General features: G+C 72.7%; 28 protein-coding genes and 3 tRNA genes. 24 read left to right on the forward strand and 7 right to left on the reverse strand.

From position 1 onward, the window contains the following. From ACZ7N4_RS25550 to ACZ7N4_RS25585, 8 genes are all read left to right on the forward strand, one after another. Positions 1-576, forward strand: coding sequence for a NuoI/complex I 23 kDa subunit family protein (locus tag ACZ7N4_RS25550; RefSeq protein WP_471361819.1), 576 nt, complete (start codon positions 1-3; stop codon positions 574-576). Beyond that, positions 573-1,157 (forward strand): NADH-quinone oxidoreductase subunit J family protein, encoded by a 585-nt coding sequence (locus tag ACZ7N4_RS25555; RefSeq protein WP_471361821.1) that lies wholly within the window; start codon positions 573-575, stop codon positions 1,155-1,157. Before ACZ7N4_RS25550 ends, ACZ7N4_RS25555 begins: the two co-directional genes overlap by 4 nt. Next, a complete protein-coding gene (nuoK, locus tag ACZ7N4_RS25560) occupies positions 1,157-1,546 on the forward strand; it encodes an NADH-quinone oxidoreductase subunit NuoK (RefSeq protein WP_471361824.1) in 390 nt (129 codons plus the stop codon). The genes ACZ7N4_RS25555 and nuoK overlap by 1 nt, the downstream gene beginning before the upstream one ends. Continuing rightward, the gene (locus tag ACZ7N4_RS25565) at positions 1,543-3,537 is read left to right on the forward strand and encodes an NADH-quinone oxidoreductase subunit 5 family protein (RefSeq protein WP_471361826.1); all 1,995 of its coding nucleotides are present in this window, start codon (positions 1,543-1,545) and stop codon (positions 3,535-3,537) included. The genes nuoK and ACZ7N4_RS25565 overlap by 4 nt, the downstream gene beginning before the upstream one ends. 6 nt (positions 3,538-3,543) lie before the next feature. Next, on the forward strand, positions 3,544-5,118 hold the full coding sequence (locus ACZ7N4_RS25570; protein WP_471361828.1) for an NADH-quinone oxidoreductase subunit M: 1,575 nt from the start codon (positions 3,544-3,546) through the stop codon (positions 5,116-5,118). Beyond that, positions 5,115-6,632, forward strand: coding sequence for an NADH-quinone oxidoreductase subunit N (locus tag ACZ7N4_RS25575; RefSeq protein ID WP_471361831.1), 1,518 nt, complete (start codon positions 5,115-5,117; stop codon positions 6,630-6,632). Before ACZ7N4_RS25570 ends, ACZ7N4_RS25575 begins: the two co-directional genes overlap by 4 nt. Positions 6,633-6,823: 191 nt before the next feature. Then, positions 6,824-7,684 carry a zinc metalloprotease HtpX gene (gene htpX, locus ACZ7N4_RS25580; RefSeq protein ID WP_471361834.1) on the forward strand — a complete coding sequence of 287 codons (861 nt, stop codon included), beginning with the start codon at positions 6,824-6,826 and terminating at the stop codon, positions 7,682-7,684. Beyond that, a complete protein-coding gene (locus tag ACZ7N4_RS25585) occupies positions 7,681-8,073 on the forward strand; it encodes a YccF domain-containing protein (RefSeq protein ID WP_471361836.1) in 393 nt (130 codons plus the stop codon). Before htpX ends, ACZ7N4_RS25585 begins: the two co-directional genes overlap by 4 nt. A 78-nt stretch (positions 8,074-8,151) precedes the next feature. Here ACZ7N4_RS25585 and ACZ7N4_RS25590 read toward each other — a convergent pair whose 3' ends face one another. Further along, positions 8,152-9,405 carry an APC family permease gene (locus ACZ7N4_RS25590; RefSeq protein ID WP_471361839.1) on the reverse strand — a complete coding sequence of 418 codons (1,254 nt, stop codon included), beginning with the start codon at positions 9,403-9,405 and terminating at the stop codon, positions 8,152-8,154. 154 nt (positions 9,406-9,559) lie between these two features. Here ACZ7N4_RS25590 and ACZ7N4_RS25595 point away from each other — a divergent pair, with 154 nt between their 5' ends. After that, positions 9,560-9,826, forward strand: coding sequence for a GlsB/YeaQ/YmgE family stress response membrane protein (locus ACZ7N4_RS25595; RefSeq protein ID WP_471361842.1), 267 nt, complete (start codon positions 9,560-9,562; stop codon positions 9,824-9,826). A gap of 58 nt (positions 9,827-9,884) precedes the next feature. Here ACZ7N4_RS25595 and ACZ7N4_RS25600 read toward each other — a convergent pair whose 3' ends face one another. Further along, positions 9,885-10,373, reverse strand: a complete 489-nt coding sequence (locus ACZ7N4_RS25600) for a YajQ family cyclic di-GMP-binding protein (RefSeq protein WP_471361845.1) — start codon at positions 10,371-10,373, stop codon at positions 9,885-9,887. 236 nt (positions 10,374-10,609) lie between these two features. Here ACZ7N4_RS25600 and ACZ7N4_RS25605 point away from each other — a divergent pair. The 4 genes from ACZ7N4_RS25605 to ACZ7N4_RS25620 all read left to right on the forward strand — a co-directional run bounded on the left by ACZ7N4_RS25605 (position 10,610) and on the right by ACZ7N4_RS25620 (position 11,809). Then, positions 10,610-10,691 (forward strand) — tRNA-Tyr (locus ACZ7N4_RS25605). 144 nt (positions 10,692-10,835) lie between these two features. Next, positions 10,836-11,189, forward strand: a complete 354-nt coding sequence (locus ACZ7N4_RS25610; RefSeq protein ID WP_471361847.1) for a DUF6233 domain-containing protein — start codon at positions 10,836-10,838, stop codon at positions 11,187-11,189. 44 nt (positions 11,190-11,233) lie between these two features. Then, the gene (locus ACZ7N4_RS25615; protein ID WP_030641125.1) at positions 11,234-11,458 is read left to right on the forward strand and encodes a hypothetical protein; all 225 of its coding nucleotides are present in this window, start codon (positions 11,234-11,236) and stop codon (positions 11,456-11,458) included. Between the two features lie 138 nt (positions 11,459-11,596). Further along, positions 11,597-11,809 (forward strand): hypothetical protein, encoded by a 213-nt coding sequence (locus ACZ7N4_RS25620; protein ID WP_471361850.1) that lies wholly within the window; start codon positions 11,597-11,599, stop codon positions 11,807-11,809. 133 nt (positions 11,810-11,942) lie between these two features. Here the strand turns inward: ACZ7N4_RS25620 and ACZ7N4_RS25625 are convergent, their stop codons facing one another. Both ACZ7N4_RS25625 and ACZ7N4_RS25630 read right to left on the reverse strand, forming a co-directional pair. Next, complete coding sequence (locus ACZ7N4_RS25625) at positions 11,943-12,599, reverse strand: SDR family oxidoreductase (RefSeq protein ID WP_471361852.1); 657 nt, start codon at positions 12,597-12,599, stop codon at positions 11,943-11,945. A gap of 76 nt (positions 12,600-12,675) precedes the next feature. Next, positions 12,676-13,941: an amidohydrolase family protein gene (locus ACZ7N4_RS25630; RefSeq protein WP_471361855.1), complete on the reverse strand. Its 1,266-nt coding sequence runs from the start codon at positions 13,939-13,941 to the stop codon at positions 12,676-12,678. A 573-nt stretch (positions 13,942-14,514) separates the two neighbouring features. On the opposite strand from ACZ7N4_RS25630, the gene ACZ7N4_RS25635 reads away from it, so the two are divergent. The 9 genes from ACZ7N4_RS25635 to ACZ7N4_RS25675 all read left to right on the forward strand — a co-directional run bounded on the left by ACZ7N4_RS25635 (position 14,515) and on the right by ACZ7N4_RS25675 (position 19,997). After that, positions 14,515-14,587: transfer RNA gene (locus ACZ7N4_RS25635), tRNA-Thr, on the forward strand. Positions 14,588-14,633: 46 nt separating this feature from the next. Next, positions 14,634-14,706 (forward strand) — tRNA-Met (locus ACZ7N4_RS25640). Between the two features lie 90 nt (positions 14,707-14,796). Beyond that, a complete protein-coding gene (rpmG, locus tag ACZ7N4_RS25645; RefSeq protein ID WP_003948671.1) occupies positions 14,797-14,961 on the forward strand; it encodes a 50S ribosomal protein L33 in 165 nt (54 codons plus the stop codon). 155 nt (positions 14,962-15,116) lie between these two features. Beyond that, positions 15,117-15,569 carry an FAS1-like dehydratase domain-containing protein gene (locus tag ACZ7N4_RS25650; RefSeq protein ID WP_467927148.1) on the forward strand — a complete coding sequence of 151 codons (453 nt, stop codon included), beginning with the start codon at positions 15,117-15,119 and terminating at the stop codon, positions 15,567-15,569. Positions 15,570-15,576: 7 nt separating this feature from the next. Further along, positions 15,577-16,005 (forward strand): MaoC family dehydratase, encoded by a 429-nt coding sequence (locus tag ACZ7N4_RS25655; protein WP_471361858.1) that lies wholly within the window; start codon positions 15,577-15,579, stop codon positions 16,003-16,005. A 202-nt stretch (positions 16,006-16,207) separates the two neighbouring features. After that, positions 16,208-16,777 (forward strand): TetR/AcrR family transcriptional regulator, encoded by a 570-nt coding sequence (locus ACZ7N4_RS25660; protein ID WP_471361861.1) that lies wholly within the window; start codon positions 16,208-16,210, stop codon positions 16,775-16,777. Between the two features lie 95 nt (positions 16,778-16,872). Further along, the gene (locus ACZ7N4_RS25665) at positions 16,873-18,333 is read left to right on the forward strand and encodes a DHA2 family efflux MFS transporter permease subunit (protein ID WP_471361864.1); all 1,461 of its coding nucleotides are present in this window, start codon (positions 16,873-16,875) and stop codon (positions 18,331-18,333) included. 47 nt (positions 18,334-18,380) lie between these two features. Further along, positions 18,381-18,761: a DUF3291 domain-containing protein gene (locus ACZ7N4_RS25670; protein WP_471361867.1), complete on the forward strand. Its 381-nt coding sequence runs from the start codon at positions 18,381-18,383 to the stop codon at positions 18,759-18,761. A 180-nt stretch (positions 18,762-18,941) separates the two neighbouring features. Next, positions 18,942-19,997: a UDP-N-acetylmuramate dehydrogenase gene (locus ACZ7N4_RS25675; RefSeq protein WP_471361870.1), complete on the forward strand. Its 1,056-nt coding sequence runs from the start codon at positions 18,942-18,944 to the stop codon at positions 19,995-19,997. A 10-nt stretch (positions 19,998-20,007) separates the two neighbouring features. Here the strand turns inward: ACZ7N4_RS25675 and ACZ7N4_RS25680 are convergent, their stop codons facing one another. Next, positions 20,008-20,640, reverse strand: a complete 633-nt coding sequence (locus ACZ7N4_RS25680; RefSeq protein WP_471361872.1) for an NAD(P)-dependent oxidoreductase — start codon at positions 20,638-20,640, stop codon at positions 20,008-20,010. A gap of 107 nt (positions 20,641-20,747) precedes the next feature. Here ACZ7N4_RS25680 and ACZ7N4_RS25685 point away from each other — a divergent pair, with 107 nt between their 5' ends. Further along, positions 20,748-21,365: a TetR/AcrR family transcriptional regulator gene (locus ACZ7N4_RS25685; RefSeq protein ID WP_471361874.1), complete on the forward strand. Its 618-nt coding sequence runs from the start codon at positions 20,748-20,750 to the stop codon at positions 21,363-21,365. A gap of 25 nt (positions 21,366-21,390) precedes the next feature. Next, positions 21,391-22,098 (forward strand): hypothetical protein, encoded by a 708-nt coding sequence (locus ACZ7N4_RS25690; RefSeq protein WP_471361877.1) that lies wholly within the window; start codon positions 21,391-21,393, stop codon positions 22,096-22,098. On the opposite strand, the gene ACZ7N4_RS25695 is transcribed toward ACZ7N4_RS25690, so the two are convergent. Then, positions 22,043-23,083 carry an adenosine deaminase gene (locus ACZ7N4_RS25695; RefSeq protein ID WP_471361878.1) on the reverse strand — a complete coding sequence of 347 codons (1,041 nt, stop codon included), beginning with the start codon at positions 23,081-23,083 and terminating at the stop codon, positions 22,043-22,045. The genes ACZ7N4_RS25690 and ACZ7N4_RS25695 overlap by 56 nt on opposite strands. A 128-nt stretch (positions 23,084-23,211) precedes the next feature. After that, the gene (locus tag ACZ7N4_RS25700) at positions 23,212-24,438 is read right to left on the reverse strand and encodes a pyridoxal phosphate-dependent aminotransferase (protein WP_471361881.1); all 1,227 of its coding nucleotides are present in this window, start codon (positions 24,436-24,438) and stop codon (positions 23,212-23,214) included. Positions 24,439-24,627 lie beyond the last annotated feature (189 nt).

Raw genomic sequence — 24,627 nt, forward strand, 5'->3', positions numbered from 1 at the left:
ATGGCTGTGCCGACCCCGCCCGCCCGGCCCCGCATCCCCGGCAGCGGCCTCGCCAAAGGCCTGGCCGTCACCCTGCGCACGATGACGAGGAAGCACGTCACCGAGCAGTACCCGGACGCCCTCCCCGAGCTGCCGCCCCGCACCCGCGGCGTCATCGGCCTGTTCGAGGAGAACTGCACGGTCTGCATGCTGTGCGCCCGCGAGTGCCCGGACTGGTGCATCTACATCGACTCCCACAAGGAGACGGTCCCGCCCGCCGCCCCCGGCGGCCGGGAGCGCAGCCGCAACGTCCTCGACCGGTTCGCGATCGACTTCTCGCTGTGCATGTACTGCGGTATCTGCATCGAGGTCTGTCCTTTCGACGCCCTGTTCTGGTCCCCGGAGTTCGAGTACGCCGAGACCGACATCCGCGACCTCACCCACGAGCGGGACAAGCTCCGCGAGTGGATGTGGACCGTGCCGGCCCCGCCCGCCCTGGACCCCGGCGCGGAGGAGCCCAAGGAGATCGCCGCCGCCCGCAAGACCGCCGAGAAGCTGGCCGCCGCGCAGGCGGAACCGGGGGAGGAGACGTCATGACGCTCGCCCAGGCCCCGCACGGCTTCCTGTCTCCGACCGGCGTCGAGATCGCCTTCCTCCTCGTCGGCCTGGTCACCCTCGGCGCCGCGCTGATCACCGTCACCACCCGGCAGCTGGTGCACGCCGCCCTCTGGCTGGTGGTCGCGCTCGGCGGTCTCGCCGTGGAGTACCTGCTGCTCACGGCCGAGTTCATCGCCTGGGTCCAGGTCCTGATCTACGTCGGTTCCGTCGTCGTCCTCCTCCTGTTCGGTCTGATGCTCACCAAGGCGCCCATCGGCCGCTCCCCGGACGCCGACTCCGGCAACCGCTGGGCCGCCCTGACCGTCGCGCTCGCCGCGGCGGTCGCCCTGGTGTGGGTGGTCACGGACGCCTTCCGGACCACCTGGCTCGACCTGGACGGCCCGGCCGCCGGCACCACCGCGGTCACCGGCGCGAGTCTGTTCCGGCACTGGGTGCTGCCCTTCGAGGCACTGTCCGTGCTGCTCCTCGCCGCGCTGGTCGGCGCGATCGTGCTGTCCCGCAAGACCCAGGCGGACACGGCCGCCGCACCCCCGGCCCCCGGGAAGGAAGGCGTCCGCTGATGCACCTCGCCTACCCGGCCGTACTCTCCGCCCTCCTCTTCTGCACCGGCCTGTACGGCGTCCTCGCCCGCCGCAACGCGATCCTGGTCCTGATGTCGGTCGAGCTGATGCTCAACGCCGTCAACCTCAACCTGGTCGCCTTCGACGTCTGGCTCAGCCGCGCCGCGAAGGACACCCTGCACTCCGGCCAGGCCCTGACCCTGTTCACCATCGCCATCGCCGCCGCCGAGATCGGCATCGGCCTCGCGATCGTGCTCGCCGTCCACCGCACCCGCGGCACCTCCGACATCGACAAGCTCCGCGACACCGCCGAAGGCCCCGAGACCGGGGGCCCGGACACCGAGGGCCCCGGCACCTCCGCGGCCGAGAAGGCTGAGGCCCTCGCGTGACCACGACCACCCTCGCCGTCCTCGTCCCCCTCCTGCCGTTCCTGGGTGCCGCGGCCGGCCTGCTGCTCGGCCGTACCGCGCCCGGGTTCGCCCGCCCCCTCGCCGTGCTGCCGCCGCTGGCCTCGCTGGTGCTGGCCGCGCTGGTCGCCGTACGGCAGGGCGGTGACGCGGCCGTCGACGCCCACACCGAGCTGACGCCCACCGGGTCCGTCCCCGTGGAGCTGGCCCTGCACATCGACGGCTTCGCCGCGCTCGTCGCCGTCCTCGTCGCCTTCGTCGCGACCTGCGTGCAGATCTACTCCACCGGCTACCTGCGCGACGACCCGCGCTACCCCTCGTACGCCGCTCTCGTCTCCCTGTTCACCTCCGCGATGCTGCTGGTCGTCTACTCCGGCGACCTGATCGTGCTGCTCGTCGGCTGGGAGGTCATGGGCATCTGCTCCTACTTCCTGGTCGGCCACTACTGGGAGACCCCCGAGGCCCGCGCCGCCTCCCTGAAGGCCTTCCTGGTCACCAAGCTCGGCGACGTGCCCTTCCTCATCGGCCTGTTCGCGCTGGCCGGCGACGCCGGGTCGTTCCGGATCACCCGAGTCCTCGGCGCCGTCGCGACCGGCGACATCGGCCACCCGACGCTGATCGCACTGCTGCTGCTCGCCGGTGTCGCGGGCAAGTCGGCGCAGTTCCCGCTGCACACCTGGCTCCCGGACGCGATGGCGGGCCCGACGCCCGTCTCGGCGCTGATCCACGCCGCGACGATGGTCGCCGCCGGTGTCTACTTCATCGCCCGTCTCCTCCCGCTCTTCGAGTCCTCCCAGGCCGCGATGGTGGTCCTTGCCGTCATGGCCGCCGTCACGATGACCGGCTCCGGTCTCGCCGCGCTCGCCCAGGACGACATCAAGCGCGTGCTCGCCTACTCGACCGTCGGCCAGCTCGGCTACATGACCGGCGCCCTCGCCGTCGGCGACCGCGGTGCCGCCGTCTTCCACCTCCTCTCGCACGGCGCCTTCAAGGCGCTGCTGTTCCTCGCGGCCGGCGTGATCATCCACGCCGCCGGCACCAACTCGCTGGCCGCCATGTCCCGCGTGCACGGACTGCGCGACCGGATCCCGGACGCCTACTGGACGATGACCGTGGCGCTGCTCGCCCTCGCCGCGATCCCGCCCTTCAGCGGCTTCTTCTCCAAGGAGTCCGTCCTCGGCGCCGCCGAGCACGTGACCGCCGGCCACACCGAGCACGTCCCCGGCGCCGCCGGCTGGATCGTCCTCGTCGCCGGCCTGCTCACCGCGCTGCTCACCGCCGCGTACGCAACCCGGCTGTGGCTGCTGGCCTTCCGCGGCCGGGGCACCGAGGCCCCCGATCACGGACGCCAGCCGCCGGCGATGACCGTGGTGCTGTGGGTCCTGGCCGTCCCGTCCCTGGCTTTCGGCGCGCTCACCTACCGCGCGCTGCCCGCCTGGTTCGACGGCCGCGCCCTCACCCCGACCCTGCTCACCTCCATCCTCGGCACGGGCCTCGCCCTGGTCGGCGGACTGATCACCTACGGCGCCTGGCAGCGGACCACCCAGCTCACCGCCCGGGTCCCGCTGGGCGCGGTCGCCGCCCACCCGGAGGAGGACGCCGGCCTGGTCGAGGCCGAGGCCATCGCCACCCACGAGCCGGCCTACGGCGACATCGCCTACGCCCCCGACCCGGCGGACCCGTCACGGCTGCTGCTCGGCCCGCTGCGCCGGCCCGCTGCCGCCGGCTTCCACCTGGACGCCGTGTACGCGGCGCTGTTCGTCCGCCCGGTGCAGGCCGGGGCGCGTCTCGTCCGGTTCCTCGACCGCGAGGTCGTCGACACCTACGTACACGGCGCCGCCGCCCTGCCCCGGCTGCTCGGGGCCGCCGTACGGCGCGCCCAGACCGGCAATGTGCAGACCTATGTGAGCGCGCTGCTCGCCGGCACCGTCGTCCTGGCGGTCGCCGTCCTCCTCGTCGCCACGGGAGCGTGAGCAGGCGTGATTGATATCAACGAGTCCGTGATGCAGTTCCTTCTGGCATTCGTCGTCGTCGGCCCGCTCCTCGGCGCCGCCGCCGCCCTCCTCCCGGCCCCGCCCGGACTGAAGGGGAAGTCCCCCGAGCAGGCCGTGCTGCGGCACGGTGTGACCGTGACCGGCGCGGTCCTCATCGCCGCGATCGTCCTCGCGCTCGGCTTCGACCACGACCATCCGTCGAGGATGCAGGCCACGACCGACATCAGCTGGATCCCCGCACTCGACGTGCGGATCCACCTCGGCACCGACGGCATCTCCCTCCCCCTTCTGGTCCTGACCGCGCTGCTGACCTTCCTCTGCGCGCTCTACTCCTACTTCAAGCCGCCGTCGGGTCCGTCCCCGAAGGCGTTCGTCGCCCTGCTGCTCCTGCTGGAGTCCGGCACCCTCGCGACCTTCGCCGTCCTCGACCTGCTGCTGTTCTTCCTCGCGTTCGAGATGGTGCTCATCCCGATGTACTTCCTCATCGCCCGCTGGGGCGGTGAGGGCCGGACCCGGGCCGCGTGGAAGTTCATCCTGTTCACGCTGCTCGGCTCCGTGGTCATGCTGCTCGGCCTGCTCCTGATCGGACTCAAGGCGGGCACGTTCGACATGGTGGCACTCGCCACTGACAACGGCCGGTCCCTGACCCTGTCCGTGCAGGTCATCGCCGTTCTGGCGATCGGGCTCGGGCTCGCCGTGAAGACGCCGATGTGGCCGCTGCACAGCTGGCTGCCCGACGCCCACACCGCCGCGCCGACCGTCGGTTCGGTGCTGCTGGCCGGCGTGCTGCTGAAGATGGGCACGTACGGGTTCGTCCGGATCCTGCTGCCGGTGGCACCGGACGGCTTCCACACGTTCGCGCCGTACCTCGCCGCGCTCGCCGTCGTCGGGATCGTCTACGGTTCCCTGGCCTGCCTGGCCCTGGCCAAGCGGGGCGCGAAGGGCGACCTCAAGCGGCTGATCGCCTACTCCTCCGTCGGCCACATGGGCTTCGTCCTGCTCGGCATCGCCAGCGCGACCCCGACCGGTGTGAACGGCGCCCTGTTCGCCAACATCGCCCACGGTCTCATCACCGGCCTGCTGTTCTTCCTGGTCGGCGCGGTGAAGGACCGTACCGGAACCACCGACCTGGACACCCTTGCCGAGAAGACCGGCGCCGCGCTGTACGGCAGGGCCCCGCGCCTCGGCGGACTGCTCGCCTTCGGTGCCGTCGCCTCCCTCGGCCTGCCCGGGCTCGCCGGATTCTGGGGCGAGATGCTGGCCCTGTTCGGCTCGTTCCGGCCCGCCGCCGGCCTCAGCCGCCCCGCCTTCCTCACCTTCATGGCGATCGGCGCGTTCGGCACCCTCCTCACGGCCGCGTACATGCTGATCGTGGTCCGCCGCGTCTGCATGGGCGGCGCGGAGCGGGAGGTGCCGGAACTCGCCGACGTCCACGGGTACGAGTTCGCCGCCTGGACCCCGCTCGTCACCCTCACCGTTCTCGCCGGACTGTGGCCGAAGGCCCTGCTCGGCCTGACCGACCCGGCCGTGCAGCAGCTCCTCGCAGGAGGCACCCGATGAGCGCCCAGCCGCTTGCCGAGTCGCTGGTCCAGTCCGTCGACTGGCTCGCGATCGCCCCGCCCACCCTCACGGCTCTCGTGGCGCTCGCCGTCCTCGTCGCCGACCTGTTCGTGCCGGAGCCCCGCAAGGCCCTGCTCGGCTGGGTCTCGGTCGCGGGACTCGCCGCCTCCGTCCTGCTGCTCCTGCCCCTCCTGGACGGCGACCGCAGCACCTTCTGCCTGACCGGCGGCACGCGCGCGTGCAGCTACACCGCCGACCACTTCACCCTCGTCATCCAGTTCCTGGTCCTCGGCGGGGCCCTGCTCGCGGCCCTGCTGTCCGTCACCCACCTGGACGACGAGCGGCGGCGCGTCCCGGCGGGCGAGTTCTGGTTCCTGCTGCTGTCCTCGGCGGCCGGTGCCGCCCTGCTGCCCGCCTCCCGCGACCTGGCCACCCTGATCGTCGCCCTGGAGGTCGCCTCCCTGCCCGCGTTCGCCCTCGTCGGCATCCGGCACGGCGACAAGCGCTCCTCCGAGGCCGCCCTGAAGTTCTTCCTGTCCTCGGTCACCGCCACCGCGGTCAGTCTGATGGGCATCAGCTTCGTCTACGCCTCCACCGGCACCCTTCACCTCACCCTGGTCGCCCAGCGCCTCGCGCACGTCGACGGCCGGCTGCACACCCTGGCCCAGGCCGGCGTCGTCCTGACCCTCGTCGGCTTCGCTTTCAAGACGGCCGCCGTGCCGTTCCACTTCTGGGTCCCCGACACCTACGTGGGCGCGCCCCTGCCGGTCGCCGCCTACCTGTCCGTCGTCGGCAAGGCGGTCGGCTTCTCCGGCCTCATCCTCGTCACCGTCGTCGCGTTCCCCTCCTACGCCGACGTGTGGGGACCCGCGCTCGCCGTTCTGGCCGCGCTCACCATGACCGTCGGCAACGTCGCCGCCCTGCGCCAGCAGGCCACGCGCGCGTACAGCGCCGTACGGCTGCTCGCCTGGTCCTCCGTCGGCCAGGCCGGGTACCTGCTGGTGCCGATCGCCGCCGCCGGATACACCAAGGACGCCCAGAAGACGATCGGCTCCACGGTCGCGTACGCCCTGATGTACGCCGCCGTGAACCTCGGTGCCTTCGCCGTGGCCGCCCTGGTGGGCCGCGGCCGCACCCTGAACCGGGTCAGCGACTACCGGGGGCTGTACGCCACCAACCCGCTCAGCGCGCTCCTCCTGGCCTTCTTCCTGCTCTGCCTGGCCGGACTGCCACCGGGCGTCATCGGGCTGTTCGCGAAGGTCACCGTGTTCTCGGCGGCCGTCGACGCGGGCCTCGGCTGGCTCGCCGTCGTCATGGCCCTCAACGTCGTGATCGCCCTGTTCTACTACCTGCAGTGGACGGCCCTGCTGTTCCGCGCCCCCGAGGGCGAGCCCGTCCGGCACCGCGTCCCCGCGCCCGTCACGGCCGCCCTCGCCGTCACCGGCGTCCTCGGCGTCGTCCTGTCCGGCGCACCGCAGCTGGTCCTCCGCTTCGCGGCCACCGGACTGTTCTGACGCGTCACCACGCGCGTGTGGGGCACTCGTGCCGCCACGCGCGCGTGAGGCCGAACCCGCACGTCACCCGTACGGCCGATCCGTGCCGCCGCACCCACCGGGGAACTCGGGACCGCCGTCCGGCGTTGTCAGAAGCGGGAGGGTCCACTGGATCAGAGTGTTCCCCAGCCGTACGACTTGGAGGGCGCACCGTGCACCGCCGGCACAACGGGCTCAGGACCGCCGTACTCCTCGGGGGGCTGTCCGCACTCATCATCGTCATCGGCAGCTTCTTCGGCCGCACGGGACTGGTCGTCGCGGTCCTGGTCGCCCTGGGCACGAACGCGTACGCGTACTGGAACAGCGACAAGCTGGCGCTCCGCGCGATGCGGGCCCGCCCGGTCAGCGAGTTCGAGGCCCCGGCGCTGTACCGGATGGTGCGGGAGCTGTCCACGCAGGCCCGCCAGCCCATGCCGCGGCTGTACATCTCGCCGACGGAGGCTCCCAACGCCTTCGCCACGGGCCGCAACCCGCGCAACGCGGCCGTGTGCTGCACCGAGGGCATCCTGCGCCTGCTGGACGAGCGGGAGCTGCGCGGCGTCATCGGCCATGAACTGAGCCATGTCTACAACCGGGACATCCTGATCTCCTCGGTCGCCGGCGCGCTCGCGTCCGTGATCGTGTTCCTGGTGAACTTCGCCTGGCTGATCCCGGTCGGCCGCTCGGACGACGACGACGGCCCCGGCCTGCTCGGCATGCTGCTGATCATGATCCTCGGCCCGCTCGCCGCCTCCCTGATCCAGCTGGCCGTCAGCCGGTCCCGGGAGTACGAGGCGGACGCCTCCGGCGCCCAGCTCACCGGTGACCCGCTCGCCCTCGCCAGTGCCCTGCGCAAGCTGGAGACGGGCACCCAGCAGCTTCCGCTGCCCCCCGAGCCCCGGATCGAGACGGCGAGCCACATGATGATCGCCAATCCCTTCCGCCCGGGCCAGGGACTGTCCAAGATGTTCTCCACCCACCCGCCGATGGCGGAGCGCATCGCCCGCCTGGAGAAGATGGCAGGACGCCCGTGAAGACCATCCTGAACGTCATCTGGCTCGTCCTGAGCGGCTTGTGGCTGTTCCTCGGCTACCTGCTGGCCGGCGTGCTGCTGTGCATCACGGTCATCGGCATCCCCTTCGGGCTCGCCGCCTTCCGTATCGGCCTCTACGCGCTCTGGCCCTTCGGCTACACCACGGTCGAGCGCCGCGACGCGGGCGGCCCCTCCTGCGTGGGCAACGTCCTGTGGCTGCTCCTGGCCGGCTGGTGGCTGGCGCTCGCGCACATCGTCACCGGCATCGCCCTGTGCGTCACGGTCATCGGCATCCCGTTCGGCATCGCCAACTTCAAGCTGATACCGGTCTCCCTGCTTCCGCTGGGCCGCGAGATCGTCCCCACCGACCAGCCCTTCGCGACCCGCTGACCACACCGGCCCACGCCGAGCCGCCCGCCAACGTCCCAAGCCGAGCCGCCCGCCGACGCCGTACGCCGCGCAGACGCGTCACACCCCGCGCCGCGCCGCCCACCACCGCCGTACGCCGTACGCCGCCACGCCCACCGTGAGCACGCCGGCGCCCACGGCCACCGAGGCGGCGGGCAGCGCGAACGCCAGGGTGGCGCAGCCCAGCAGGCCCACCGCCGGTACCGCACGCGCGCGTGCGGCCGTGCCGAGGGTCCAGGCCGAGGCGTTGGCGACGGCGTAGTAGGCGAGCACGCCGAAGGACGAGAAGCCGATCGCGCCGCGCACGTCCACCGTGGCGGCCGGCACGGCGACCACCGCGCCCACGGCCAGTTCCGCCCGGTGCGGCACCCGGAACCGCGGGTGCACGGCCGCCAGCGCGCCCGGCAGATGTCCGTCCCGGGCCATGGCGAGCGTCGTGCGGGACACCCCGAGGATCAGCGCGAGCAGCGAGCCCAGCGCGGCCACCGCAGCCCCCGCCCGCACCACGGGCACGAGCCCCGGCGCCCCGGCCGCCCGGACCGCGTCGGCCAGCGGAGCCGCCGTGTGCCCCAGGGTCCCCGCGCCCAGCACGGCGAGCACCGCGACGGCCACGCACGCGTACACCACCAGGGCGATCCCCAGGGCCAGCGGGACCGCCCGCGGAATCGTGCGCGCCGGGTCGCGCACCTCCTCCCCGAGGGTGGCGATCCGCGCGTACCCGGCGAACGCGAAGAACAGCAGACCGGCCGCCTGGAGCACGCCGCCGGCCCCCGACGACGGCCCGGTGCCCAGCCGCCCCCCGGCGGCCCGCCCGGAGGCCAGGCATACCACGACCACGGCCGCGAGTACCGCCAGGACGACCGCCACGATCGCCCCCGTCAGCCAGGCCGACCTCTGGATCCCGCCGTAGTTCACCGCGGTCAGCGCCACCACGGCCGCGACCGCCACCGCGTGCGCCTGCCCCGGCCACACGTACGCGCCCACGGTGAGCGCCATGGCCGCGCAGGAGGCCGTCTTGCCGACCACGAACGCCCAGCCGGCCAGATACCCCCAGAAGGCGCCCAACCGCTCCCTGCCGTACACGTACGTCCCGCCGGAGGCCGGGTGGCGGGCGGCGAGCCGGGCCGAGGACACGGCGTTGCAGTAGGCCACCACGGCGGCGACGGCGAGCCCCGGCAGCAGCCCCGAACCGGCCGCTCGCGCGGCCGGCCCCAGCGCGGAGAAGACGCCCGCGCCGACCATCGAGCCCAGGCCGACGACCACGGCGTCCCACACGCCCAGAGTGCGGCGGAGACCGTCATCGGTACGTGTCATGCGCCGCACCCTACTGACGGCGGCAACCGGCGGACGGCTCCGTGACGTCCTCTTCGACGACACGGCACGCACACGCGCGCGACGCCGGCGGATCCGCATCGCAATCCCAGGGATCCGACAGGGCGGACACAGCGCGGAAGGGCAGGTTCACGGTATGGGCATCATCGGCTGGATCATCCTGGGGCTGCTGGCCGGAGCCATCGCCAAGGTCCTGCTGCCGGGACGCGACCCCGGCGGCTTCGTCGGTACGACCCTCATCGGCATCGCGGGCGCGTTCATCGGGGGCTGGATATCGGCCCGCTGGCTCGACCATCCGATCAGCAGGAACTTCTACGACGGCGCCACCTGGGCCGCGGCCGTCGGCGGCTCCCTGGTGCTGCTGATCGTCTACCGGCTCCTGTTCGGCAACTCACGCGACTGAGCTCGCGGTCACGGCAGCACGAAGGGCGGGCACCACCGGGTGCCCGCCCTTCTCAGGCTCACCTGTAGTTCACGAACTGCAGCGCGAAGTCGAAGTCCTTGCCCTTGAGAAGGGCGATCACGGCCTGCAGGTCGTCGCGGCTCTTGGAGCTGACACGCAGTTCGTCACCCTGGACCTGGGCCTTCACACCCTTCGGGCCCTCATCGCGGATGATCTTCGCCACCTTCTTCGCGTTCTCCTGGGAGATGCCCTCCTCGATCGACGCGAAGATCTTGTACTCCTTGCCGGAGAGCTGCGGCTCGCCCGCGTCCAGTGCCTTCAGCGAGATGCCGCGCTTGACGAGCTTGGACTGGAAGACGTCGAGGACGGCCTTCACCCGGTCCTCGGAGTTCGCCTCCATGAGGATCTTCTCACCGGACCACGAGATCGAGGCTCCCACGCCCTTGAAGTCGTAGCGCTGCGAGATCTCCTTGGCGGCCTGGTTGAGGGCGTTGTCGACCTCCTGCCGCTCGACCTTCGAGACGATGTCGAAACTGGAGTCGGCCATGTCCTGTGGCTCCTTGTATCGGGTGTTGTCGGGGTGCGGGTCGGGTGCGTGCGGCGCGCGGCGACGACCGCCGGGCCCGGTGCGGCACCGGGCCGCATCCGCACCAGCCTAGCCACCCTCCGCGTCCGGGGGCGGAGATCAACCGGGTGGCGGAGCACCCCCGTGCATCGGGTATTGTTTACGTCGTTGCCGGGGAGCACCGCCGAAAGCGGGGTTCGAGAACGGCAGCGTTACCCGGCGGTGTGCCCGAGCGGCCAAAGGGAGCAGACTGTAAATCTGCCGGCTCAGCCTTCCCAGGTTCGAATCCTGGCGCCGCCACACGGGAAACAAAGGCCCCGTGATCTGCGAGAGCAGATCACGGGGCCTTTGTCGTTGTCGTGCCGGTCCCGGCCGACCGCCCCGGTGTCCTGGTCGGGCGGCACTGGTCGCGCTCATGCCCCGTACCTCATTAGAATCGAACGTGTGAACGAGGACCGTCCGCTGACGCGTCTCGACATGCTGCGTTTCGCGCGCCGCGTCGTCGAACACCAGGCCGCCAGGCAACTCGCCCTGATGGACCGGTGGATCGCCGACGAGGAACGCCGGGAGGCCGAGCGGCGGCGCCGCCTCGCCGCCCGGCGGAACGCTCCGGAATGGGCCGTCGAGCACGGCCTGAACGGCCGGAGCGCGGTGTACGTCCACGTCGGCGGCTGTACGGGCGCCGGCGGACGCGCGAAGGGCGTCGGCCGGGAGCAGGCGGTACGGGCCCTCACCGAGGGAGGTGTCCCCGCATGCCCGCTGTGCCGGCCGGACACCGCGCTGGGAATTGTCGAATGACCGGCCCGGGTGCGGTCCCGGGCGGTCCGGATGATGCTGGAGCCATGGCCGGGAAACGTCCCATCATCGTGCACCTGCCGTCCCCGACCGGCGGTCGCCGGGTGCGGGTGGACGGCGAGATCCTCGGCCTCGCGCACAACGTGCGGGACCTGGTGGAGTTCCTGCGCCGGGCGGGGCTGGAGATCGAACCGGAGGAAGTGGCCGACTCGCCGCTGATCGACTGGCGCGGGGTCGGGCCCGACCGGTGGGAGGCGGAGACCAGGACCTGACTGCTCCAGCGCCTCCCCGCGCATCCGCCCCCTCCCCGCCCGTGCGCCGCCGCCTACGCGTCCGCCGCTTGGCCGCCCGCGGAGACGCACGGACCGCGCGGAGACGCACGGACGGCGCGTTCCGGGCACACTGGCGGCATGTCCTCCCGACGCAGAACCTGTCCCGTGTGCCGCCGCGAGATCGCCGTCGTGGCGGGCCGCTTCGCGCGGCACGATCCGCCCGGGGCGCGGGAGAGCGGGGACCTCGTCTCGTGCACCGGGTCGCGACAGCCCGCGCAACTCGGGGCCGTACAGCCGTCGTTGGACGGGTACGCCGTGCCGGACTTTCCCGGGCAGCTGCCGCTGTTCTGAGGCCGGACGGGAACTGACGGGGCGTTCGGGTTCCGGTTCTGACGGGTTGTTCGCAGGTTCTCGGTCCTGACGGCCGGTCGGTTCCCCGAGCGCGCCTACGGCTCGTCGACCGGTCAACGACCGGCGGCCGTCCTCAGTTCCCGGCGACCGACTTCACCGCGACCGACACCGGCGTCGAGCCGCTGACCAGCTCCAGGGTGAGACCGGCCGTCGCCGGGGTGTCCACCAGCTCCGCGAGGACGGTCGCCACGTCGTCCCGGGGAACCGGGCCGCGCCCCGTGTGCGCCTCCAGCCGGACCAGACCGGTGCCCGGCTCGTCCGTCAGCGAGCCCGGGCGCAGGATCGTCCAGTCCAGCGTCTCCTGCCGGGCGACGTACGCGTCGGCCTCGCCCTTCGCGCGCAGGTACACGTCGAAGACGTCGTCCCCCTGGTGCGCGGGATCCGCGCCCATCGAGGACACCACCAGGAAACGCCGCACGCGCGCGCGTACGGCCGCGTCCGTGAACAGCACCGCCGCGCCCCTGTCCACCGTGTCCTTGCGGGCCGCGCCGCTGCCCGGGCCCGCACCGGCCGCGAAGACCGCCGCGTCCGCGCCCTGCAGATGCGCCGCGACCTCCTCCACCGAGGCGGACTCCAGGTCGAGCAGGACCGGTTCGGCGCCCGCCGCCCGCAGATCGTCGCCCTGTTCGAGCGTGCGGATGATCCCCGCGACCTCGTCCCCGCGCGCGGAGAGCAGCCGCTCCAGCCGCAGCGCGATCTGACCATGACCACCAGCGATGACAATGCGCATGAAACCGACCGTACGCCCGAAGGGCCGCATCCGCCGCACGAGTTGCCGGCCGCCCCGGCGGGCGCCGCGCGCTCGCTCAGGACAGCTCCCCGCGCCCCTGCCGCGGCAGCCCCAGTTCCGCTGCCGCCGCCGAGTTGCAGTACTCGCGCACGGCGCTGGTACGGGCCACCACCCGGCCCCGGTGCACGACGATCCGGCTGTAGGCCAGGGAGAGCGCGCCGGCCAGATGATCGCCGCGCACCGCCAGCAGCTCCGCGGGGAAGCCCGCCTCCACCCGGACCTCCGGCAGGCCCAGGACCGCGCGGGCCGAGGCGCACACGGCGTCGTAGGCGTCCTCAGGGCGCAGACCGTGGGCGGAGGCGAGGAGGTAGGCGGCCTCCAGCGGGTCGCCGCGGCCGACGGGGTTCGACACGTCGCGCAGGGCCCCGCTGCCGGCCGCCACCCGCACCCCGGCCGCGCGCAGCAGTCGTACCGGCGCCGTGCCCCGCCGCTCGGCGCCGCCGCAACCGCCCTGGGGCAGGCACACCACCGTCACACCGGCCGCCGCGAGCTGGTCGGCGATGCGCGCGGCGGCCTCGGCCGGCAGGCGCGCGAGGCCCGCGCACGGTCCGATCGCCACGCCGGGGCGCAGGCCGCCCGCCATGGCCGCGAGCCGGGACAGCCGGGCCGGGTCGGCGGCGTCCGTGTGCAGGTCCACCGGGCAGCCGTGCTCGGAGGCCACCTCCAGGACCGTCTCGACGTAGCCGGTGGGGTCAGGGTCCAGGTCGGGGCAGCCGCCCACCACGGAGGCGCCCATCTTCACCGCGTCCCGCAGCATGGCGAGTCCGTCGGCGCCGGCCGCTCCGGTCAGCAGCCGCGGCGTCGCCACCGTCGTCAGCTCCGCCAGCCCCCGCAGCGACCGCCGTGCCTGCAGGACCGCCCCCAGCGCACCGAGCCCCTGGACGTCGCCCACGCGCACGTGTGCGCGCAGCGCCGTCGCCCCGTGCCCGAGCTGCAGCAGGGCGGCCTCCGTCGCCCGGCGCTGGACGTCCTCGGGGGCGTACGACACCGGGCCGGGGCACTCGGCGGACAGGGCGGTGTCGCCGTGGGCGTGCGGCTCGGCCGGGGCCGGCAGCAGCAGGTAGCCGCTCAGGTCGACGCGTGCGGCGCCCTGCCGGGCCGGTCCCGGGGCGAGGCTCCCGGCCGTGCCGACCGCCTCGATGCGCCCGCCGCCCAGCCGTACGTCCACGGTCCGGCCGTCGGTGAGCCGTGCCCCGCAGAGCAGCAGGGCGGCCGGGTCGGAGGGTCCGGAGGACCCCGACGGGTTCGACGGCGGTGGCGGCTGCGGCCGGCTGTCGGGCATCGCGCTCCAGGGTGGGGCCGGGGAGGGCTCGGGAGGGACGGCGTGAGTGGTCCGGGGCCACGAGCGGCCCCAAGATCACACAGAGTGAGTCGAGCCTAGGGCGGCGAGCCGTGCGGGTCCCGCAGGAGCGCAATAGTCGTACCGGCGTGGTCCGCCCCGGGCGGTACGCGCGTCGCCCCCGCGCGCGGTGGCGCGACGCCGCCTCCGCGACGCCCGGGCGCACGTGCCGCCGGATGCCCCCGCGGGAAGCTTCCCACAGGCCGCGGGGTCTCACGGGCCCCTTGCCGGACGGGCTCCGCAGTGGGTGCCCGCAGCCCACCGGCGGGCTTCGCAGTGGGTCCCCAAGTCCACCGGACGAGGCTTCGCGATGGGTCCCGCGGCCCACCGCACCGGCCCCGCAGCGGGTCCCCGCAGACCGCCTTCGGGCCCCGCCGGCGGTTCACACGCGCCGCCGGATCGGCCCCCGTGGGGGAGGCCTGGAGGCTGCCGGGAGTCCTGGGGCGGAGGTGGTCGCGGGCGCCGGGATACGGATTTGGGTGAACGGCGGCAGACCGTGTAATGTCTTCATCGCTCGCCCCAATAGCTCAGTCGGCAGAGCGTCTCCATGGTAAGGAGAAGGTCAACGGTTCGATTCCGTTTTGGGGCTCTGGTGTGAGAGGTTCCCGTCGCGAGGCGGGAGCTGATCTCATCAAAGCGGTGTAGCTCAGTCGGTAGAGCAAGCGGCTCATAATCGCTGTGTCACCGGTTCAAGTCCGGTCACCGCTACTGACAGTAGCCGATTGTGGGGTCGGTCCTTCGATCGGCTACTCTTTCTTGCGTTGAATCAGTCCATCCGTTCGTCTTAGGAGCACTCACGTGGCTGCCACCGACGTCCGCCCGAAGATCACGCTGGCCTGCGTGGAGTGCAAGGAGCGGAACTACATCACCAAGAAGAACCGGCGTAACAACCCGGATCGTCTGGAGATGAAGAAGCACTGCCCGCGTTGCAATGCGCACACCGCGCACCGCGAGACGCGATAAATCAGGCTCGTCCGTGAGGCCGTCCCCTTCCGAGGGGGCGGCCTCACGGCGTTTCCATGGCCCGGCACACACCGGGCCCCGGCCCCGCCCGCATTCCGCGACCGGTTTCCGGCTAATTTGGGGCCATCACAGCAGACGTCAGGAGGTGCCGGGCCATGGCGCTCGACCAGTCCTTCGTGGGACGGACCTACCCGCCCACCGCGCCCTATGAGGTGGGCCGGGAGAAGATCCGTGAGTTCGCCGAGGCGGTGGGCGAGACCAACCCGGTGTACACGGACCCCGAAGCCGCCAAGGCGCTCGGCCATTCCGATGTGATCGCCCCGCCGACCTTCGTGTTCTCCATCACCTTCCGGGCCGCCGGACAGGTCATCCAGGACCCGCAGCTGGGCCTGGACTACAGCCGCGTCGTCCACGGCGACCAGAAGTTCGCCTACGCCCGCCCGGTGCGCGCCGGTGACCGGCTCACGGTCACCTCCACGATCGAGCGGATCAAGTCCCTCGCGGGCAACGACATCCTGGACATCCGCGGTGAGGTGCACGACGAGGCCGGCGAGCACGTCGTGACCGCCTGGACCAAGCTCGTGGCCCGTGCGGCCGAGGAGGCGTGAGCACCCGATGACGGCGAAGATCGCGTACGACGACGTCGAGGTCGGCACCGAGCTGCCGGCCCAGACCTTCCCCGTGACCCGCGAGACCCTGGTGCGCTACGCGGGCGCCTCCGGTGACTTCAACCCGATCCACTGGAACGAGAGGTTCGCCAAGGAGGTGGGCCTGCCGGACGTCATCGCGCACGGCATGTTCACCATGGCCGAGGCGATCCGTGTGGTCACCGACTGGCTCGGGGACCCGGGCGCGGTGGTGGAGTACGGCGTCCGCTTCATCAAGCCCGTCGTCGTCCCGAACGACGACCAGGGCGCCCTGATCGAGGTAGCCGGCAAGGTCGCCGCAAAGCTGGACGACAACACCGTCCGCGTGGACCTGACGGCGACGAGCGCCGGCGAGAAGGTGCTCGGCATGTCCCGGGCGGTCGTACGACTGGCCTGACCGGCGCGTGACTACGCTCGGCCGACGTAAGGGGCGTCCTTCTGAGAGGGCATCTGATCACATCAGATGCCCTCTGAGAGGGCGCCCCTTACGCGTACGCGGCGGCCCGGTGTCACTGGTGCAGTGACCGCCCGGGACGGCGCAGGACCGCACCGCCACCCCCGCTCTTGCGAAGTTAGTGATTGAGTACTAACTTAGCCTCATGCCCAGGATGAGCGCAGAGGAGCGGCGCGAGAGCGTCATCCGTGCCGCGACCGCCGAGTTCGCGCGCCGCGGATACCACGGCACCTCCACGGAGGCGATCGCCAAGCGGGTAGGCGTCTCGCAGCCCTACCTCTTCCGGCTCTTCCCGGGCAAGAAGGCGATCTTCCTCGCGGCGGTCGAGCGCTGCGTGGAGGACACCATCCGGACCTTCGCGGAGGCTTCCGAGGGGCTGCGGGGCGAAGAGGCCCTGCACGCCATGGCGAACGCGTACACCAAGGTCATCGCGGAGCGGCCCGAGCGGCTGCTGATGCAGATGCAGATGTACGTCGCCGTGGCGGCGGCCGAGGAGGAGGGCGACCGCGAGTTCGGCGAGAGCGTGCGCGCCGGCTGGATGCGGCTGTGGGACACGGTCCATCTGCCGCTCGGCGCGGACGTCGGCGAGACCACCACCTTCATGGCCTACGGAATGCTCATCAACTGCCTGGTCGCCATGGGGTTCCCGCCCGACCACCGGGTGTGGGAGGGGTTGTATCCGTCGGCCCGGCTGAAGGGGCGCGCGGAGTCCTGACCCGGCGGGGGCGGGGCGCCTTTTCTCGGGCGTGAAAGTTAGTAAGCAATAACTAACCATCGGTGGTCGGTCAGCGGCCACTTTCTGGGGGAGCGATGTCGCAGCAGACAGCAACAGCCGGTACCACCTCCACGCGCGCGCGTGCCGTGTGGGCCCTCGTCATCACCAGCGTCGCCGGGTTCATGGCGGCCCTGGACAACCTCGTCGTCACCACCGCCCTGCCCTCCATCCGCGAGGACCTCGGTGGCGCGCTGGACGACCTGGAGTGGACCGTGAGCGCCTACACGCTCACCTTCGCGGTGCTGCTGATGTTCGGCGCCGCGCTCGGCGACCGCTTCGGGCGCCGCCGGCTCTTCATCACCGGACTCGCCGTGTTCACCGGCGCCTCCGCCGCCGCGGCCATGGCACCCGGCATCGGCTCCCTGATCGCCGCCCGCGCGGTGCAGGGCGTCGGCGCGGCCGTCATGATGCCGCTCACGCTCACCCTGCTGACCGCGGCCGTGCCCGCGGCCAGGCGCGGAATGGTCTACGGCATCTGGGGCGCCGTCAACGGGCTCGCCGTCGCCTCCGGGCCGCTCATCGGCGGCAGCCTCACCGAGCACGTCTCCTGGCACTGGATCTTCTGGCTGAACGTACCGCTCGGCCTGGTCGCGCTGCCGCTCGCCCGGCTGCGCCTCGCCGAGTCCCACGGCACCGGCGCCCGGCTCGACGTCCCCGGCACACTGCTGGCCAGCGGCGGGCTCTTCGGCATCGTGTACGGCCTGGTCCGCGGGCCCGCCGACGGCTGGACCGACCCCGTGGTGCTGACTGCGCTCCTCGGCGGCGGCGCCCTGCTGCCGGCCTTCGTCGGCTACAGCTCCCGCGCGGCGCACCCGATGCTCCCGATGCGGCTGTTCCGCTCCCGGGCCTTCTCCGGCATCAACGCGGCCAGCCTGCTGATGTTCGTCGGGATGTTCGGCTCGATCTTCCTGCTCAGCCAGTACATGCAGGGCGTCCTCGGCTACTCGCCCACCGAGGCGGGGCTGCGGATGCTGCCGTGGACCGGGATGCCGATGCTGGTCGCGCCCGTCGCCGGGATCCTCTCCGACCGGATCGGCGGCCGCCCGGTCGTCGCCGCGGGCCTGTTCCTCCAGGCCGCCGGCCTCGGCTACATGGCCTGGGTGGCCACCGCGGACGCCTCCTACGGCGTCCAGCTCCCCGCCCTGGTCATCAGCGGCGTCGGCATGGCGCTGTACTTCGCACCGGCCGCCAACCTGGTCATGTCCAGCGTCCGCCCGCAGGAGCAGGGCATCGCCTCCGGCGCCAACAACGCGCTGCGCGAGGTGGGCGGCGCGCTCGGCATCGCGGTCATGTCCTCGATCTTCTCCGCGCAGGGCGGCTACGAGTCCGCGCGGAGCTTCGTGAACGGTCTGCGGCCGGCCCTGGTCACCGGCTCGGCGGTGGTCGCCCTCGCCGCCGTCGCCGCCCTGCTGATCCCCGCCCGCCGAGGCGCCGGGCGGACCGCCACGGCGGACGGACAGGCGCCCGCACCGGTCCTCGAAACCGCCTCCCGCTGACCCCGACCCGCCTCCGCCGACCCGCCACGCCCGCCGAGGAGCCCGCGATGCCCACGCTTCCCTGGACCGCTCCGCACACCCCGCCACCCGGCACCGAGGTGCACGTCTTCGCCTCCCGCTTCCGGACCCGCACCCTGTGGGGAGCCCTCCGCTTCCTCGCCCGCACCCCGGCCGTGTGGCGCCAGGTCGGCCGGGCGCCCGGTGCCTACGGGGCCACCCTCAGGGCACGGCCCCTGCGGCGCACCTTCTGGACGCTGTCCGCCTGGGAATCGGCCGACGCGCTGCACGCCTTCGCCCGCTCCGGCGCCCACCGGCCGACCTCCCGCGCCCTGGCGGCCGAGATGCGCGACGTCGCGTTCGCCACCTGGAGCACCTCCGCCGACGAACTGCCGGTGCGCTGGGAGGAGGCGGCACGGCAGCTGACGTAGCCGGCGGGGCGGCAGCACCGGGCACGCGCGCGTGGACCTCCGGCACAGCCGGGCGGCTCCACGCGCGCGTGCGTGCTGTCGCGCGGGTGTGCACGCCCGGCCGGCCGGCGCCGGGCGCGGCTCGTGATGGAAGGGGTGAGGGGCACGGGACCGTCCGAGGGGTCTCGTAGTCTTGGGCGCGTGCAGGTACTCCACGACGCCCCCCTTGCCCCGCTGACCACCTTCCGGCTGGGTGGTCCCGCGACACGGCTGGTGACCGCCGCGACCGACGCCGAGGTGATCGCCGCCGTCCGCGAGGCCGACGACAGCGGTACGCCGCTGCTGGTCATCGGCGGCGGATCGAACCTGGTCATCGGCGACAAGGGCTTCGACGGCACCGCCCTGCGCATCGCCACGCGCGGAATCGAGCTGCGCGGCACGACGCTGGAGGTGGCGGCCGGCGAGGTGTGGACCGACGCCGTCGCCCGCACCGTCGAGGCCGGGCTCGCCGGAGTCGAGTGCCTGGCCGGCATCCCCGGATCCGCCGGCGCCACGCCGATCCAGAACGTGGGCGCCTACGGCCAGGAGGTCTCCTCGACGATCACCGAGGTGATCGCGTACGACCGGCGGGCCGGCGAGACCGTCACGCTGACGAACGAGGAGTGCGCCTTCTCGTACCGGCACAGCCGCTTCAAGGCCGATCCCGAGCGTTACGTCGTACTCCGGGTCCGCTTCGGACTGGAGGACGCGGGCGGGCTGTCCGCGCCCGTCCGGTACGCCGAGACGGCCCGCGCGCTGGGCGTGGAGCCCGGCGACCGGGTGCCGCTGGCCGACGCCCGCGAGACCGTGCTGAAGCTGCGCGCGGGGAAGGGCATGGTGCTCGACCCCGAGGACCACGACACCTGGTCGGCCGGGTCCTTCTTCACCAACCCGATCCTCACCGACGAGCAGTTCGCCGGGTTCCACGCGCGCGTACGCGAACGGCTGGGCGACGGCGTCGAGCCGCCCGCCTACCCGGCGGGTGCGGGCCGTACGAAGACCTCCGCCGCCTGGCTGATCGACAAGGCGGGCTTCACCAAGGGTTACGGGACCGGCCCCGCCCGCATCTCCACCAAGCACACCCTCGCCCTCACCAACCGAGGTGCCGCCACCACGGAGGACCTGCTGGCCCTGGCCCGCGAGGTGGTCGCCGGGGTGCGTGAGGCCTTCGGGATCACGCTGGTCAACGAGCCGGTGACCGTGGGCGTCAGCCTCTAGCGGCGCCGGCTCAGTACGCCACCCCGACCCCCTGCTTCAGGGTCTCCTCGGCGTCGATCATCGACAGCATCGCGTGCGCGACGTCCGCGCGCGCGATGAAGCGCCCCCGGGGCGGGAAGCCGCCGACGACGGTGCGGTAGCGGCCGGTGAGCGGCCTGTCCTGCAGCCGCGGCGGACGCACGGACGTCCAGTCCGTGCCGCTGGCGGCCAGCTCGGCCTCCATCTCGCGCAGGTCGGCGTAGACGTCCTTCAGGATCGCCGACACCAGGCCCCGCACCGCCCGGTCCAGCGGGCCGTCGCCCGCCGGAGCCGGGCCGACCGGGCCGGCGCTGACCACCAGCAGCCGGCGCACGCCCTCGGCCTCCATCGCGGCGAGGACGGTACGGGTCAGCCGGGTCGCCACCCCGGCGTCCTTGCGGCTGCGCGCGCCCAGCCCCGACAGCACGGCGTGCCGGCCCCGGACGGCGCCGCGCAGCTCCTCCGGGTCGGTCAGGCCGCTGCGGACGACCTCCAGGCGGCCGCCGGTGACACCGAGCCGGGCCGGGTCGCGCACGACCGCCGTGACCTCGTGACCGGCGTCCAGGGCCTGGCGGACCAACTCCCGGCCGATCCCTCCCGTTGCGCCGAAAACAGTGAGCTTCATGCCTGGCCTTCCCCCTGCGATCTCCTGGTGGGTGAGTACTCACTCACCCCCTTCGCGTCTAGAGTGGGTAAACACTCACCCACCCGTCAAGGCCCGAACGGAGTCCCATGGAGACGAAGCCGGCGCGTGTCCGCATCCTCGACGCCGCCCACGAGCTGATGCTCACCGTCGGACTCGCCCGCGCCACCACCAAGGAGATCGCCCGCGAAGCCGGCTGCTCCGAAGCCGCCCTCTACAAGCACTTCGACAGCAAGGAAGAGCTGTTCGTCCGGGTCCTCACCGAACGCCTGCCCCGGCTCACCCCGCTCCTCGACAGCCTCGCCGCCCGGCCCGGCCGGGGCACGCTGGAGGCGAACCTCACCGACATCGCCCGCCAGGCCGCCCTCTTCTACGAGCAGAGCTTCCCGATCGCCGCCTCGCTGTACGCCGAGACCCAGCTCAAACGGCGCCACGACGACGCCCTGCGCACCCTCGGCTCCGGGCCCCACCTGCCCATCCAGGGTCTGGACGCCTACCTCCGCGCCGAACAGGCCGCCGGCCGCGTCCGCGCCGACGCCGACACCTACGCCGCCGCCTCCCTGCTCGTCGGCGCCTGCGCCCAGCGCGCGTTCGCCTACGACGCCACCGAGAGCGGCGAACGCCCGCCCGTGGACGAGTTCGCCGCCCGGCTCGCGCGGACCCTGCTGGGCGGAATCTCCGTTGCCCCTCAGCCCGCACAGTCGTGATCATGCTGCCCATGAGGTTCCGTCCATGCGGTTGAGGCTGCGCGAGTTCCGGCCCCGCACCGGACCGCACGAGCACCGGATCGTCCAGCCCCGGCACCCCCTGCGCCACACCTCGCTGCGCGCACCCGACCCCATCGGCCTGCTGCTCGGCGACCACGACGGGCTGAACCGGCTCGCCGGCCTGTTCTCCTTCGCCGCCTGCTCCCGGCACACCGTCGTCCACGTGCCGCTGCGCGACGGGGTCCCGCCCGACGAGGGCGTCGGCGAACCGGTCGACCTGGTCCTCGCCCACCACAGCCTCGGACTGCGCCCCAGCCAGTGGCCCGAACTGCGGCGCAGGCTACGGCAGGGCACCCCGCTCACCGTCCGCACCGACGAGGCGCGCACCGCGCGGGACGCCGCGGCCTGGCGCGCCCGCCAGGAGCGGACCGGCTCCCGGGACGAGCTGAGGCACGCCACGCACGCGCGTACGCTCTTCTTCTTCGGTGACCGGGACATGTTCGCCGGCATGGCGGTCTCGCTCGCCCAGGCGGCCGGCCACGGCCCGCACCAGAAGGGCGTCGGTCAGGGACACACGGCCTACATGGGGTCGATGTTCCCGCTGGCCGACACGCCCGGCGGCGGCCACCCGGTCGAGGTGATGACCTGCTTCAAGGCCTATCCGCCGTACGCCCACTTCAGGCCGCCGGGCGCGCCAGCCAGTCGTCCACGCCGGCCAGCAGCCGCTTCCTGACCTCCTCCGGGGCGGCCGAACCGCGCACCGACTGCCGGGCCAGCTCCGCGAGTTCCGCGTCCGTGAAGCCGTGGTGGTGGCGGGCGATCTCGTACTGGGCCGCCAGCCGGGAGCCGAACAGAAGCGGGTCGTCGGCGCCCAGCGCCATCGGGACGCCGGCCTCGAAGAGCGTGCGCAACGGGACGTCGTCCGGCTTCTCGTACACGCCGAGCGCCACGTTCGAGGCCGGGCACACCTCGCAGGTCACGCCCCGGTCGGCCAGCCGCTTCAGCAGCCGCGGGTCCTCCGCCGCCCGCACCCCGTGCCCGATCCGCGCGGCGTGCAGATCGTCGAGGCAGTCCCGCACCGACGCGGGACCGGTCAGCTCGCCGCCGTGCGGCGCCGACAGCAGACCGCCCTCCCGCGCGATGTGGAAGGCCCGGTCGAAGTCCCGCGCCATGCCCCGCCGCTCGTCGTTAGAGAGCCCGAAGCCGACCACGCCCCGGTCCGCGTACCGCACCGCCAGCCGGGCCAGCGTGCGCGCGTCCAGCGGGTGCTTCATCCGGTTCGCGGCCACCAGCACCCGCATGCCGAGCCCGGTCTCCCGGGACGTCGTGTCCACCGCGTCCAGGATGACTTCCAGAGCCGGGATCAGACCGCCCAGCCGGGGCGCGTACGACGTCGGGTCCACCTGGATCTCCAGCCAGCCCGAGCCGTCCCGCAGGTCCTCCTCGGCGGCCTCCCGGACCAGGCGCTGGATGTCCTCCGGCTCGCGCAGACAGGAGCGCGCCGCGTCGTACAGCCGCTGGAAGCGGAACCAGCCCCGCTCGTCCGTGGCGCGCAGCTTCGGTGGTTCCCCGCTGGTGAGAGCGTCCGTCAGCGCGTCGGGCAGGCGGACGCCGTACTTGTCGGCCAGTTCCAGGACCGTTCCCGGCCGCATCGAGCCGGTGAAGTGCAGGTGCAGATGGGCTTTCGGCAGCTCGGACAGATCACGTACACGCTCCATTCCCAGATCCTGCCGTACGTCCCTGCCGTCCCGGTAGCCGTTTCCCCGTACGTGGTCTTGCTCGCACACAGAAGCGGGCCGCCTCCCCTATAGGGAGACGGCCCGCACGCGCGCGTAGCGGCCGGGAACTAGTCCCGTGCCTCCGCCAGCAGCTTCTGCATCCGGCTCACGCCCTCGACGAGGTCCTCGTCGCCGAGCGCGTACGACAGCCGCAGGTAGCCCGGCGTGCCGAAGGCCTCGCCCGGGACGACCGCGACCTCGGCCTCCTCCAGGATCAGCGCGGCCAGCTCGACGGTGTCCTTCGGGCGCTTGCCGCGGATCTCCTTGCCGAGCAGCGCCTTGACCGACGGGTAGGCGTAGAACGCGCCCTCGGGCTCCGGGCAGACCACGCCGTCGATGTCGTTGAGCATCCGCACGATCGTCCTGCGGCGCCGGTCGAAGGCCTCGCGCATCGTCGCCACGGCCTCCAGGTCACCGGAGACGGCGGCCAGGGCGGCCACCTGGGCGACGTTGGAGACGTTCGAGGTGGCGTGCGACTGCAGGTTGGTCGCGGCCTTGACGACGTCCTTCGGGCCGATGACCCAGCCCACGCGCCAGCCGGTCATGGCGTACGTCTTCGCCACCCCGTTGACGACGACGCACTTGTCGCGCAGCTCGGGGAAGAGCCCCGGCAGGGACACGGCGGCCGCGTCGCCGTAGACCAGGTGCTCGTAGATCTCGTCGGTGAGCACCCACAGGCCGTGCTCCAGGGCCCAGCGTCCGATCGCCTCGGTCTCGGACTCGGAGTACACCGCGCCGGTAGGGTTGGACGGGGAGACGAAGAGCACGACCTTCGTCTTCTCCGTGCGCGCGGCCTCCAGCTGCTCGACCGAGACCCGGTAGCCGGTCGTCTCGTCGGCGACGACCTCGACCGGGACACCGCCGGCCAGGCGGATCGACTCCGGGTACGTCGTCCAGTACGGCGCCGGGACGATGACCTCGTCGCCCGGGTCGAGGATCGCGGCGAACGCCTCGTAGATGGCCTGCTTGCCGCCGTTGGTGACGAGGATCTGCGAGACGTCGGGCTCCCAGCCGGAGTCGCGCAGCGTCTTCGCGGCGATCGCGGCCTTCAGCTCGGGCAGGCCGCCGGCCGGGGTGTAGCGGTGGTACTTCGGGTTCTTGCAGGCCTCGACGGCCGCCTCGACGATGTAGTCCGGGGTCGGGAAGTCGGGCTCACCGGCGCCGAAGCCGATCACCGGACGCCCGGCGGCCTTCAGGGCCTTGGCCTTGGCGTCCACGGCGAGGGTGGCGGACTCGGAGATCGCGCCGACTCGGGCGGAGACCCGGCGCTCGGTGGGTGGGGTTGCAGCGCTCATGCGGCCCATCGTTCCAGACACGAAAAGCCCCCGGCACACGGGTTTCACAGACTGAACAGGAAGGGTCGAGGCGTGAACACGGATCCGAATCCGGCCCCCGGCCAGGACGATCTTTGGTCACGGCGCTCCCCACGGGCACTTTCTGTTCGACGCCGGGCCGCGGACCACGTACACTCTCACCTCGTTGGC

It is taken from the genome of Streptomyces sp. NPDC107654, from assembly GCF_055639035.1.

Coding starts and splice junctions, on each gene's coding strand:
- ACZ7N4_RS25550 (WP_471361819.1), top strand. CDS start 1: ATGGCTGTGCCGACCCCGCCCGCCCGGCCCCGCATCCCCGGCAGCGGC.
- ACZ7N4_RS25555 (WP_471361821.1), top strand. CDS start 573: ATGACGCTCGCCCAGGCCCCGCACGGCTTCCTGTCTCCGACCGGCGTC.
- nuoK (WP_471361824.1), top strand. CDS start 1,157: ATGCACCTCGCCTACCCGGCCGTACTCTCCGCCCTCCTCTTCTGCACC.
- ACZ7N4_RS25575 (WP_471361831.1), top strand. CDS start 5,115: ATGAGCGCCCAGCCGCTTGCCGAGTCGCTGGTCCAGTCCGTCGACTGG.
- ACZ7N4_RS25590 (WP_471361839.1), bottom strand. CDS start 9,405: ATGACACGTACCGATGACGGTCTCCGCCGCACTCTGGGCGTGTGGGAC.
- ACZ7N4_RS25595 (WP_471361842.1), top strand. CDS start 9,560: ATGGGCATCATCGGCTGGATCATCCTGGGGCTGCTGGCCGGAGCCATC.
- ACZ7N4_RS25600 (WP_471361845.1), bottom strand. CDS start 10,373: ATGGCCGACTCCAGTTTCGACATCGTCTCGAAGGTCGAGCGGCAGGAG.
- ACZ7N4_RS25615 (WP_030641125.1), top strand. CDS start 11,234: ATGGCCGGGAAACGTCCCATCATCGTGCACCTGCCGTCCCCGACCGGC.
- ACZ7N4_RS25620 (WP_471361850.1), top strand. CDS start 11,597: ATGTCCTCCCGACGCAGAACCTGTCCCGTGTGCCGCCGCGAGATCGCC.
- ACZ7N4_RS25625 (WP_471361852.1), bottom strand. CDS start 12,599: ATGCGCATTGTCATCGCTGGTGGTCATGGTCAGATCGCGCTGCGGCTG.
- ACZ7N4_RS25630 (WP_471361855.1), bottom strand. CDS start 13,941: ATGCCCGACAGCCGGCCGCAGCCGCCACCGCCGTCGAACCCGTCGGGG.
- ACZ7N4_RS25650 (WP_467927148.1), top strand. CDS start 15,117: ATGGCGCTCGACCAGTCCTTCGTGGGACGGACCTACCCGCCCACCGCG.
- ACZ7N4_RS25655 (WP_471361858.1), top strand. CDS start 15,577: ATGACGGCGAAGATCGCGTACGACGACGTCGAGGTCGGCACCGAGCTG.
- ACZ7N4_RS25660 (WP_471361861.1), top strand. CDS start 16,208: ATGCCCAGGATGAGCGCAGAGGAGCGGCGCGAGAGCGTCATCCGTGCC.
- ACZ7N4_RS25665 (WP_471361864.1), top strand. CDS start 16,873: ATGTCGCAGCAGACAGCAACAGCCGGTACCACCTCCACGCGCGCGCGT.
- ACZ7N4_RS25670 (WP_471361867.1), top strand. CDS start 18,381: ATGCCCACGCTTCCCTGGACCGCTCCGCACACCCCGCCACCCGGCACC.
- ACZ7N4_RS25680 (WP_471361872.1), bottom strand. CDS start 20,640: ATGAAGCTCACTGTTTTCGGCGCAACGGGAGGGATCGGCCGGGAGTTG.
- ACZ7N4_RS25685 (WP_471361874.1), top strand. CDS start 20,748: ATGGAGACGAAGCCGGCGCGTGTCCGCATCCTCGACGCCGCCCACGAG.
- ACZ7N4_RS25690 (WP_471361877.1), top strand. CDS start 21,391: ATGCGGTTGAGGCTGCGCGAGTTCCGGCCCCGCACCGGACCGCACGAG.
- ACZ7N4_RS25695 (WP_471361878.1), bottom strand. CDS start 23,083: ATGGAGCGTGTACGTGATCTGTCCGAGCTGCCGAAAGCCCATCTGCAC.
- ACZ7N4_RS25700 (WP_471361881.1), bottom strand. CDS start 24,438: ATGAGCGCTGCAACCCCACCCACCGAGCGCCGGGTCTCCGCCCGAGTC.